At 41.7% G+C, this 11732-nt stretch carries 9 protein-coding genes; 2 read left to right on the top strand and 7 right to left on the bottom strand.

What is annotated here, in order from left to right; genetic code table 11:
- Window positions 1-23 precede the first annotated feature (23 nt).
- The 7 genes from BLQ87_RS02265 to BLQ87_RS02235 all read right to left on the bottom strand — a co-directional run bounded on the left by BLQ87_RS02265 (window position 24) and on the right by BLQ87_RS02235 (window position 6660).
- Window positions 24-410: a hypothetical protein gene (locus BLQ87_RS02265; RefSeq protein ID WP_074604502.1), complete on the bottom strand. Its 387-nt coding sequence runs from the start codon at window positions 408-410 to the stop codon at window positions 24-26.
- An 88-nt stretch (window positions 411-498) separates the two neighbouring features.
- Complete coding sequence (locus BLQ87_RS02260; RefSeq protein ID WP_074604501.1) at window positions 499-3033, bottom strand: TraG family conjugative transposon ATPase; 2535 nt, start codon at window positions 3031-3033, stop codon at window positions 499-501.
- Window positions 3020-3397 (bottom strand): DUF4133 domain-containing protein, encoded by a 378-nt coding sequence (locus BLQ87_RS02255; protein ID WP_074604500.1) that lies wholly within the window; start codon window positions 3395-3397, stop codon window positions 3020-3022. Before BLQ87_RS02255 ends, BLQ87_RS02260 begins: the two co-directional genes overlap by 14 nt.
- A gap of 2 nt (window positions 3398-3399) precedes the next feature.
- Entirely contained in the window at window positions 3400-3762 is a 363-nt protein-coding gene (locus BLQ87_RS02250) for a DUF4134 domain-containing protein (protein ID WP_083361642.1), read from the bottom strand.
- Window positions 3763-3822: 60 nt separating this feature from the next.
- Window positions 3823-4497: a hypothetical protein gene (locus BLQ87_RS02245; protein WP_143010308.1), complete on the bottom strand. Its 675-nt coding sequence runs from the start codon at window positions 4495-4497 to the stop codon at window positions 3823-3825.
- A 34-nt stretch (window positions 4498-4531) separates the two neighbouring features.
- On the bottom strand, window positions 4532-5431 hold the full coding sequence (locus tag BLQ87_RS02240; protein WP_074604498.1) for an RteC domain-containing protein: 900 nt from the start codon (window positions 5429-5431) through the stop codon (window positions 4532-4534).
- Between the two features lie 698 nt (window positions 5432-6129).
- Window positions 6130-6660: a hypothetical protein gene (locus tag BLQ87_RS02235; RefSeq protein ID WP_074604497.1), complete on the bottom strand. Its 531-nt coding sequence runs from the start codon at window positions 6658-6660 to the stop codon at window positions 6130-6132.
- 602 nt (window positions 6661-7262) lie between these two features.
- Here BLQ87_RS02235 and BLQ87_RS02230 point away from each other — a divergent pair.
- On the top strand, window positions 7263-10274 hold the full coding sequence (locus tag BLQ87_RS02230; protein ID WP_074604496.1) for a SusC/RagA family TonB-linked outer membrane protein: 3012 nt from the start codon (window positions 7263-7265) through the stop codon (window positions 10272-10274).
- Window positions 10275-10296: 22 nt separating this feature from the next.
- On the top strand, window positions 10297-11724 hold the full coding sequence (locus BLQ87_RS02225) for a RagB/SusD family nutrient uptake outer membrane protein (RefSeq protein WP_074604495.1): 1428 nt from the start codon (window positions 10297-10299) through the stop codon (window positions 11722-11724).
- The last annotated feature ends 8 nt before the right edge of the window (window positions 11725-11732 follow it).

Genomic DNA, 11732 nt, shown 5'->3' with positions numbered 1-11732 from the left:
TAAAACCTCTCATAAAAAATGGATTATAATTTCAGTTTCCGATACTTACGCTCCCCCACAACAATCATCCCTGAATCCGGATAAATGCTGATCAGTTTTCCCGTTTTCAAAACCTGCAGCAGCTCAGCCTTCTCATCAAAAATCGCCACCCAATTCTGCTGACGCAGCTCCCTGTCCATCGGCCTCCCCTGCTGCTTGCGCTGAAAAGCCGTCTTTCTGAGGATTTTGTAGTCCTGCCCACCAAGTGGCGCAATCACTAGCGTATCCCAGGCTACGCTAAATTCCCCTTCAGCGGAATTCACATAGCTCCCTGGCAGAAAATCCCGTTTAGTATTTCCGCCAAAGCGATTACAAGACCACAGCAGAAAAATCGGACATAAAATCAATACTAATAATTTCAATGTTTTCATGGCACTCTATTTTGGTTGATTTAAAAACTAAAAATTTGAATACATATATATAAGGTATAGGATATCAATCATCCTGAAGCAAAAGCGCTCAACCTCCCCTTGAACGGATCTCCTCAGCCAAAGCTTCAATCCCCTTCTGCATACCCCCAAACCTAGCCGCATACTCCTGCACCAAGACCTTCTCCTTCTCCTCAGTAGTATAGGTATAATATTCCTCCAGACTTACCTCCACCCTGTACACTTTGGTATGCCCGCTACCTAGAATCACCGCACATTCTTTATACTTACGCTTGGGATCATTGGCCTTATTCAAGGAAAGAATTAAAGCCTTATCCTTTTCAGTCAGCCCCAAAAGCTCCTGTATCTGATCAAACTTATTCTGGTACTTACTTTGGTCTAAAAGAATCTTACAATCCGAATTATTGATAATGGCATTCTTTACGATCGGTGAGGAAATGACATCCTCAATTTCCTGAGTCACCACAATCGGCTCCCCGAAGAACTTGCGCATGGTCTTAAACAAATATTGCACATATTCTGCCATGCCCTGGCGTGCAATCGCCTTCCAGGCCTCCTCGATCAACACCACCTTACGAACCCCTTTCAGCTTTCTCATCTTGGAGAGAATCATCTCCATAATCACCAGGGTCACCACAGGAAACAAAATCGGATGATCCTTAATATTATCCAGCTCAAACACCACAAAGCGCTCATGCAGCATGTCCAGATTCTGTTTAGCATTCAACAAATAATCAAACTCCCCACCGTGGTAATATGGATTTAAAACATACAGGAAATTCGAGACATCAAAATCCTTTTCTTTTACCTTACCATCCTCCAGCACCTGCAAGTACTCAGACATTAAAAACTCATAGAAAGAATTAAAGCAAGGAAAAACATCCGCATTGCTGTCCAAAAACGCATAATACATCGTCAGCGCATTAGATATGGCCACATACTCAGACCTGCGGTAACCTTCCTCATCCTTCTTCCAAAGCGCAAGAAGCAAAGTCTTAATGCTCTCCCGTTTTTCGGTATCCAACACCTCCCCATCTCCTAAAAAGAAAGGATTAAAAGAGACCGGATTCTCCTCGGTATAGGTAAAATAATAGCCACCGACCAGGTCACATAATCCCCTGTAACTATGCCCGATATCTACCACCACACAATGCGCCCCCTGCTCGTAATAACTCCTGAGCATATGGTTCAAAAGGAAGCTCTTACCCGCACCAGATGGCGAGCAGACAAACTTCGAGCGGTTGGTAATCCAGCCCAGACGCATCGGCTCATCGGAAATATCCACATGCACGGGCCTACCCGAAAGCCTGTCCCCAAAGCGAATCCCAAAAGGAGAAAGCGAAGACTGATAGGAAGACTCCTGATTAAAAAAACAAGTCGCCTGCTCCAAAAAAGTATCAAAAGTATCATTCATCGGAAAATCAGCCTCATTCCCCGGCAGCCCCGCAAACCAAACCTGCGGCGCCCCGGCAGTCTCCAACTTCGCAATAGCATCCATCTTAGCCATTGCCGCACTCACCATATTTTTCACTTCAGCAGCCCCCGAACTACGACTCCCCACCTCCAAACGCCCTCTACTCCCTCCAGCACGGTTTCTGCTTTCAACACTCTCTCCAGTCCAGGTCAGCACATTAAAATGGGCCTTCACCGGAAGCCGCTGCGCGGCAATCGCCTCATTTAAAAAATCATTCACCGCATCCCTGGAAATCGCATTCTCGCGTGAATAACCCGACAAACTCTGCAAACGCAGCTTTTTCGCTTCCAGCCGCTTTAAAGTCAGCTGAGCATCCCCGATAAATACATACTGGTTATAAATGTGGTTACAATCCAAAAGCTGCCCCAAAGGCGTAGCAAAGCCCAGACTAAACTTCGTTCTATCCGAAGAATACTTATCGTAATTGATCCTGGAACCACAAAGCGAAGGTAAATCCACAGTATCCGCGAAAGTAAAAAGCTGTAAATGCTTATCCCCCACCTTCAGTCCATCCTTAACCTGAATATCACCAATCATCGAAGCCTCATCTTTCCCCAGAAGAAAACAATAACGCTCGATCAACCCGGCAGCATTTGCAGTACTAGCCAAATCATCATTACCCAAGCCCTCCATGCGAACAAACCCCGTATCCTCCAACACCTGGCGAAACTGCCCGCAAACATCTATAAAATCCGAAACCAAAGACCTGTCAATACTAGAAGGTGGCACAATAGACTTGCGTAAAATATTGCTGTAAGCAGAAGAAGAAAGCTTACGACCGGCAGGTTTCTTAGTCAAAAACACAAAACACTCATGAGAGAGAAACTCCCGTTCGTTAAAAAAACGCTCAGAAGACCTAGACAAAAAACCGGAAGCAGCAGAACGTTCCACATTCTCAAAATCTGCCCGGTACCGATCCTGCATAAACCAATCCTGCTTATGAAAAACACTATGAACAGGGAGCAAACGGATCGCCTTCACCCAACCCTGATGATAAGCCTCATACTCAGCAGTAGAAAGCGAAAAGATTTCCGGCAGCGAAAGCTTAAAAGCCACCGTAACATCCCCCTGCATGGAAATGATACAATCATTCTCCACCTTATACACCGGAAGTAAATTAAAAGCCTCCATAACCAAAAACCGTTAAAACCAGAAACAACAAAGGCAAACCATCAGGGCCAGACTTCAGCCCGGTAAACAAATGCCGCGAACGAAAGACAACCACCTTAGGTAAACCACGACGCGCAAAAAACTTCATCAAACCATGCTCCCCAAAGCGAAAAGACAAACGGAATACCCCATAGAACAGCAAAGCACCCAACCCCAGAACCAAAACCAGTAGCAGATACAAAGCCATTCCCAGAATATACCCCATGACAAATACCAACAGCAAAAGCACCAAGCCTATAGCCAGATAAGCAATATACTGCGCCTTCAATCCCTTAAACACAATCGGCTTAGACACCCCCTTATTGATTTGATATATACTACTCATGATCACACCCCGAAAAAAGACTTCAACACCGTAGCCACAATCACCAGAAAAATACAACTACCAAACCAGGCAGCAGCCACCTTATTGGTATCCGGCTCCCCCGCATTCCACTTATTGAACACCTTAACAGCACCTATCAAGCCCACCACCGCACCAATGGCATACACCAGATCGCAGCCCGTATCAAAATAACCCCCAACCTGATCAGCCGCCGCGCGAATTCCCGCCTCACCATCCTGGGCAGAAGCCCCAAAAGGAAGCAAAACAGCACACAGCGCAGACAATACCACAAATGCCACCAGTGTAAAGCCCAACAGCAAAACCCTACTAAAAACCTGCTTAAACAAACTATAATTAACTTTCATAACCAACAACCTCAAAAAATGAAACCATGAACATAAGCACACCAAAACCACAGCCCCCCCCTAATCCCAAAGCGACTCTAACTCCGCCAGCGTAAGTAAAAAAGGCACATTTCCCGACACAAAAGCATTCAACATAGCCAGCCCAGGATGAGAACCCAGACCAGGATAACTCTCCTTCACCGCCCCCACCAGCCTGAAAAAATCCACCTTAGACCCATCTTCCCTTGCAAGAATTGCAAAAACCTCTTTCAGCTCAGCAATCACATCCCCCATCAGCACAGAAGAAGAAAGATCATCAACACTAACATCCCCAGCAAACACCACATCAGAAGCAACCACTCTGGACACCCCTTCAGGCATTTTAGACTTACCCATTAAATCAGGCCCATTTCCAGTGGAACCAAAGCCAGCACCAGGACCACCACTTAAATCCTGACCCAAACCCAAAACAGCAGAACCAGCAGTACTCAAACCTGGAAAAGACTTACCACCAGAAACCCTATACATTAAAAACAGCCAGAGATACCAGCCCAGCAGCAGCGGCAAAACACAGGCAAAAAAATCAAACCAAGTAAATTGCTCCAACATCAGATCAAAAATTAAAACGCCACCCCATTGCAGCGAAAAAGCAATACAAAGGAAAAAAGAAGCCAAAAAATAAAATCCCACATGGGACATTTCACAAGAAGATCGGCCCAAAATCCAGCTAGAACAGCCATCTATATTATATCCCATTTAATGAAACTACCTTACGAACCAAAGCCTTCACCTACCTACCTTCCCTTAAACCACCACCAACCCAGGCATCCGTATCCGACATCTTCTTCAGCAAAGCCTCACGAAGCGAATCCGTAAAATGCGTCTTACTCAAACGCTTACGCGCCTTCAGATCCTCAAATCCACGTTTAGGCACACCAAGATTCACCCCAAAGAAATCTCCCAACCCCTCAAAAAACTCCATAATCCCCGTCTCCCCATCATTCACTACCCCTTTAAGATGCAAAGCATGCGCAAGCTCAATCAAATGCACCACCTCCGAAGTCCACTGGAACGGCGTATGCAAATCCCCCTGTTCAGTCACCGAAGCAGAATCCGACAGCACAGGAGGCGAATCCAGAGCAGCAACCATACCCAACAGATCCGCCCGCAAACGCTCCTTAGCCAAAAACAAAGCAAACAAATACGCCGTTTGCGGCACACCCTCAGGCACATCCATGGGCAATAAAGGACAAAGCACACTAAACTCATCCAAGCCCCCAATAGAAAACAACAAATCATCCAACTCCAAAGCCCCCAAACAGTAATACCCATAATGAAACTGGTAACGCAGAAAAAAACGATCAATCCCCGCAAGTTCAGCTAACAAATACTTACGCCGCTCCTTAGGCCCTACAGGCAGCTCAGAAGCAACCACAAAAAATCCATGGTAATACAACTGCAATCCTTTAAGCTGCACATAGACTTCCTTAAAATAAAACACACCGAATACAGAATCATCAAACATCCCAGGATCAAACAAAACCTCCAGTTCTGACTGAGCATCACCAATCAACACCAACTGCATAGACAAACGCTCCCTTGGCAAAACATCCTTAATAGGAACACCAGCCAAACCATCCATCAGCTCAGCCAATACTCCCATCGCCTTAATCTTCAAATCTTCATTCATAAATTAGATTTTAAGTAAACGATTAAACAACAGGAAAAAAACCTTGGCCAAAAGCCAAAGCCCAACAAATGTGAATTACCGAAGTAAAAAAGACAATGGGGAAAACTCCCCATTTTTATCAAATAGGGATAAACCCCTAGTAGAAAAATAAAAAACCGAATAGTAGATTGTGCGCGCAGGAAAGCGGGAAACAGTAGGGAGCGACAACCCCTAATTTGAATTTAGAAATACAGCATAAAAAGCAATTAAAACCAAGTTCTATTAACTAAATATTAACCCTCAAAAAGGTGAATACTTATTAAATAACTGGAATAGTAATGCTCATACCAGGCATTTACATCAGATACGACATAAATAAAAGAATATTCAACAGAAGAAATCCACACGGACTATAGCAATTCAAAAGCTATAGAACCGGCGTATTTACCACCTTCATAGAAAGCTTTCTCATGATACTCACCAAACGTTTAATTATTGGCAACATTCCAGTATTCACATGGGGATATTAAAAAAACCACGTCAACAGGGGCTACAAACCAAATAGCTACATATTCAATTTCTAACTCATTAAAAATAAATGCAATAGAAGTAACATGGTCAAAAATCAATAAGCTCGCCTAATTTAAAGGCTTAAAAACACCATAAATTAAAAATCATTGTTACAAAAGTTTGCTAAAGTATTCTTAAAGAAACAATGACTACGAAGTTTTACGACTTTTCTTTTTTTCAAGCAGTCTCAAATTAGCTTCTTCTTCAGAAGAATTTAGTTGAAGATCTTTAAAGAGAATATTAAATAAAGTCCCGGGTTTTGTCTTAGTGGCTAGTTCGATTAAATAAAGTTCATGTGCCGCAGGATTAACTTTATTTGCTTTGATCTTTTTAATGCGATAGACTGCTAAGCCAGTCTTGTCCGCTATCATTTGTATTACATCCTTTTGAACATAATTAAAAAAATCCGAAATACTCTGAAAATCAAACTTTATATCCTCTGCGCTATTTAATCTTAATTCTGGATACACACCAAGAAGCATGTCTTTAATATCGATCTTACCAACCTTAGCAATTAAAAATAATTTATTTGCTCGAATAGTCTCGATATCTCCACTTCTCAGCTGACTTAACTCCACCGTAGGTATGCCAGTTTTTGCATGAATATCAATATTCGAAATCTTCTTTGCTGTCAAAAAAGGGCCTAAATTATTTACAGGAATATAAAGTTTCGTTACCATAAAAAGCTAAGATAAGGAGCTCATCGTCGCAAAAATTGGGAAGAAAATTTACTTTGAATTTAGCATTATATTTATTAGCAAATATCAAAGTATTATAGGTATATTTGTTCTATACTGATGTATCCAATTGTATGATATATAAATCATTACAAATGTGGGACACAGTAAAACAGGCATTAATTAAAGAGTCTCGATTACAAATTCCGACAATTTGCAACGATCACGAGACGGTAGATTAATGCCCATAGTGATAATATGCGTACTTTTGTACGACTATAGCACTGTGGGCTCTATCGAAAACCGGATCGTAGGTGTCGGAACCTTGTAATACGGTGATAGAGCCCGCTATAGTTTTGTGCATCTATATATCGTCAGAGGCTCATTAGCAATAATGAGTAATGAAAGACAATACCGAACTTCAGCAATGTTTTCATCTATTTAACAAATGGAGGTGTATCGCTTTTGTCTTGTCTATTCCAATCGGCCTGGCCCCCATTGACAGGATCTATCCTCTCAAACCAAAAGCGCCAGTCTGAAAAACAGCTCAATTAAACCAGATAGAATATTATCTAATCAAGCTTTCTTAAACTAATCAAATTTTTATGAAAAAAACTATACCAGCTATAGTCCTGGCCGCGCTTTGCTTTTTTTTTAGCAACGTAAGTAATGCACAGACCATACAAATCACTGGTGTAATCACCGATCAGCAAGGACAGACACTCTCAGACGCAACAATTCAAATCGTAAACCAAAACATCAAAACAAAAAGCAATAAGGACGGAACATTTACTATAACCACAACAAGGTCAGAAGGCATATTAAAAATAAGCTACCTCGGATACAAGAGTAAGGAAGTCCATTTTATTGGCACTCAACTAAAACGGCTAAGCATTCTACTGGAAGAAAACAAGGATGTTTTTAAGGAAGTAGAAATCAATGCAGGATATTATACAGTTAAAGAGAAAGAACGTACCGGATCCATTTCAAGAATAACAGCCGAAACTATCGAAAAACAACCTGTGAATAATGTGCTGAGTGCTATGGCTGGAAGAATGGCCGGGGTTAACATAGAACAATATTCAGGGATAAACGGAGGTGCATTTAAAGTAGAGATCAGAGGCAGGAATAGTCTCAGAAATTCTTCAGACGACAATGGTAATCAACCATTATACCTTATCGATGGCGTGCCGTATCCAGCGACTTCATTAACCTCAACAAACCTTAACGTAGAAGGGATCAGTGGTGTGTCAAGCCCTCTGAATTATATCAACCCTGGGGATATCGAGAGTATTGAAGTTTTAAAAGATGCAGATGCTACTTCTATTTACGGTTCAAGAGGTGCAAACGGAGTAATACTGATCAAAACAAAAAGGCCAAAGGCTGGTAAATCCAGGCTTGATTTGAATTATAACACAGGAATTTCCCGGGTGAGCTCAAAATTGGAACTATTGAATACACAGCAATACCTTTTAATGCGGAATGAGGCTTTTAAAAATGATGGAGCCTCACCTGTATCTACTGATTATGATATCAACAATGTATGGGATAAAGATGCTTACACGGATTGGCAAGAGCAGTTAATCGGAGGTGTGGCTAAGTCCAGCAACATTCAATTTTCTGTAAACGGAGGAAATGAGCTGACTCAATTTTCTTTCCGTAGTAACTACAGCAAATTCGGCACCGTTACGCCAGGTAATTTCTCTGATAGAAAAGGGTCGGGATCTCTAGCGGTTCACCATAATTCAATTGATGGTAAGTTGAAGATGTCCTTCTCAGCGAATTATCTGAATGATAAAAACGAGTTGCCGAGACAAGATTTGACACAGTTTATCAAATTGCCCCCAAATGCGCCTGCATTAACTGATACCCTGGGTAATTTAAACTGGGCATTGAATTCCGAAGGCGCGTCGACCTTTTCCAATCCTCTGGCCGCTACAAAACAGCCTTATTTGGGTAAAACAAATAATTTCATCTCCCAGGTATCTTTAGATTATGAAGTTCTGAATGGTTTGAAATTAATAGGAAGATTTGGATATACCAAAATTCATCTTAGAGAGCAAAGTCTAACCCCAATATCTTCAATGGCCCCCTCAATATTTGCCACCGGAGCACATACGATATCGTCCAGTCAAATAGAGACCTGGATTGTGGAACCACAATTAAGTTTTAAAAGAAAAATAGGGGATGGAGATCTGAATGTATTGCTGGGTGGCACTTTTCAGAGTGATGCACAAAATGCCGAAGGTATTTTTGGATTTGGTTACACCGATGACCTCCTGTTGAAAAGCATTGATGCAGCACCGGGAAAATATGCAAATTCAACCTCTAGCGAGTATAAATACAATGCAATTTTCGGTAGGGTTAACTACAATTACAAAAGTACATATATGATCAACTTAACTGGAAGAAGGGATGGATCCAGTCGGTTCGGTCCCGGAAAACAGTATGCGAATTTTGGCGCAATAGGTATGGCCTGGATTTTTACAAATGCAAACTTCATCCGCCAAAATTTACCATTTCTTTCATTTGGGAAGCTTCGCGGAAGTTATGGGATAACCGGTAGCGATCAAATTTCAAACTATGGTTACCTTCAAACCTACTCAGCAACCCAGCCCTATCAGGATGGTACTGGATTATTCCCCACAAGAATCGCCAATCCAGATTACTCCTGGGAGACAAATAAAAAGCTGGAGGTTGCAATCGATCTGGGTTTCATGGGTGACAAAATCATACTGAATGCAGGCTACTACCGGAACCGGTCGTCTAATCAGTTGGTGGGCTACACACTCCCCGATATTGTCGGTTTTTCGTCAATACAATACAATTTACCGGCAACAGTACAGAATTCCGGTTGGGAGTTTGAACTAAATACAACCAATATCAGGAAAAGCTCATTTAGTTGGAAGAGTGCGATCACCTTAACAATACCGAAGAACCGCTTATTGTCTTATCCAAATATTGAAGGATCAACATATGTAAATATCTTTACCGTAGGCGAGTCTTTGTATACCCCCAAAACTCTGAACTTTTTGGGAGTCAATCCGAATTCCGGGCTTTATTTTTTTGAAGATTTAAATAATAATAACAACGATGTAGAGCAAATTGATAGAAGTACCGCGAACAAATCCTTAGCCAGCCATTGGTACGGCGGGCTTCAAAATTCGCTGACTTATCGGAATTTTTCTTTGGATTTATTTTTTCAATTTGTGAACAAGACAAGTAGATATCCTTTTGCTGGTACTTTCAGTACACCCGGAACTATAGGGAACCAGCCAATTGAAGTGATGAACCGATGGCAACACATTGGAGACAAAGCGGATATACAAAAGTTTTCTCAAGCTTACACTCCCGGAGGGGCCGATACGAAGGCATTTTACAGGTATTATTCAAACAGCTTTATAAATGCTTCCTTTATTCGGATAAAGAATCTTGCATTGTCATGGAACGCTCCTTCACCATTAGTAAAAAAAATGAATGTCGGTAGCCTCAGGCTTTATATTCAGGGCCAAAACCTAGTAACTATTACTAAATATCCTGGAGATCCAGAGGTTGATAATATGCTTTCCTTACCCAGCCTGAGAACCATAACTGCAGGCATTCAAATCGGGATTTAAAATCAATCTTAATTATTTAATTATGAAACCTACAAGATTTACAATACTTCTAATTCTTTCTGTCACCCTGAATTTGGGATGCAGAGAATTCTTAAAAATAGATCCTCCAACAAATCAGGTTGATACAGAAAAGGTATACGCGAATGAAGAAACTGCAATTGCTGCTATCAGGGGCATTTATGCGCAAATGATGTCAGGTATGGGGTTCGCTAGCGGCTGGTCATTTAGTGTGACGGTGCTAGCAGGCAGGTCTTCTGACGAGTTTATCAACTTTAACTCAGATAGTGAGCGGATCCAATTTTCTACAAACAATATTTCTCCTGCCAACTCAGCTTTGCGAACTTACCTTTGGCAGGAGCCCTACCAGATGATCTACGCTGCAAATTCCGTTTTAGAAAACTTAGAACGATCAGGCAATTTATCTGTTCAATTAAAAAAACAGCTAGAGGGAGAAGCAAAATTTATTAGGGCAATCTGTCATTTCTATCTTACGAATTTGTTTGGTGAAATTCCTTATGTACTTAGCACGAACTATAGAGTAAATGCAGCCATGTCGGCGAACACTAGCGTCCAGATATATACTCTTTTGATCAGAGATTTAACCGATGCTGCGACCTTATTAAAGGACGACTACATATCCGGCGAACGAATCAGAGCCAACAAATGGGCAGCAATTGCATTGTTATCTAGGGTATATCTTTATAATGATCAGTGGGCCGAGGCTGAAATTGAAGCCTCAAAAATCATTAAAGAAAAGGGGCTATACAATCTTGTAGATGATTTGAATGGTGTTTTTCTAAAAAACAGCAAGGAAACAATCCTTCAGTTTGTTGTCCCTGTTTCTTTTGGGTACAATACAAAAGAAGGACTCACCTTTATATTAAGCGCTGCTCCAACAAATACAGATGACGTTAGCTTAAGCCCGAATTTACTTTCGAGTTTCCAACCAGGCGACGAACGTCTGAAAAAATGGGTGGGAGTCTTTGAAAACCCGGGTGGTAGCTGGTATTACCCTAACAAATATAAGGTGAAAATTGGAGCTAATCCCGTAACTGAATATTCTATGGTATTGCGATTAGCCGAACAGTATTTAATTCGGGCTGAGGCCAGGATTATGCAAAGCAAAATTGCCCTGGGCATTGAAGATCTAAATTCTATCAGGGAAAGAGCCAGAGCAATTCCCACTCAAGATATTTCAGACCCACTTCCTCCATTGTCTTTAGAACTGAATAAGCAGGATGCGATAACAGCGGTGGAAACTGAACGAAGAATAGAGCTATTTTCAGAATGGGGACACCGCTGGCTTGATCTCAAGCGAACCGATAGAGTTGATGCAGTGCTGTCGACGTTAAAATCTCCGAACTGGGAGCGTACCGACGCGCTTTATCCAATCCCAATTACAGAGTTGCTTAATGCATCGAAGCTTAAACAGAATCCAGGATATCAATAGTTAAAAGT

The sequence above is a fragment of the Pedobacter steynii genome, assembly GCF_900103665.1.
Lineage (GTDB): Bacteria > Bacteroidota > Bacteroidia > Sphingobacteriales > Sphingobacteriaceae > Pedobacter > Pedobacter steynii.
This window is presented reverse-complemented; position numbering and strand designations above follow the sequence as displayed.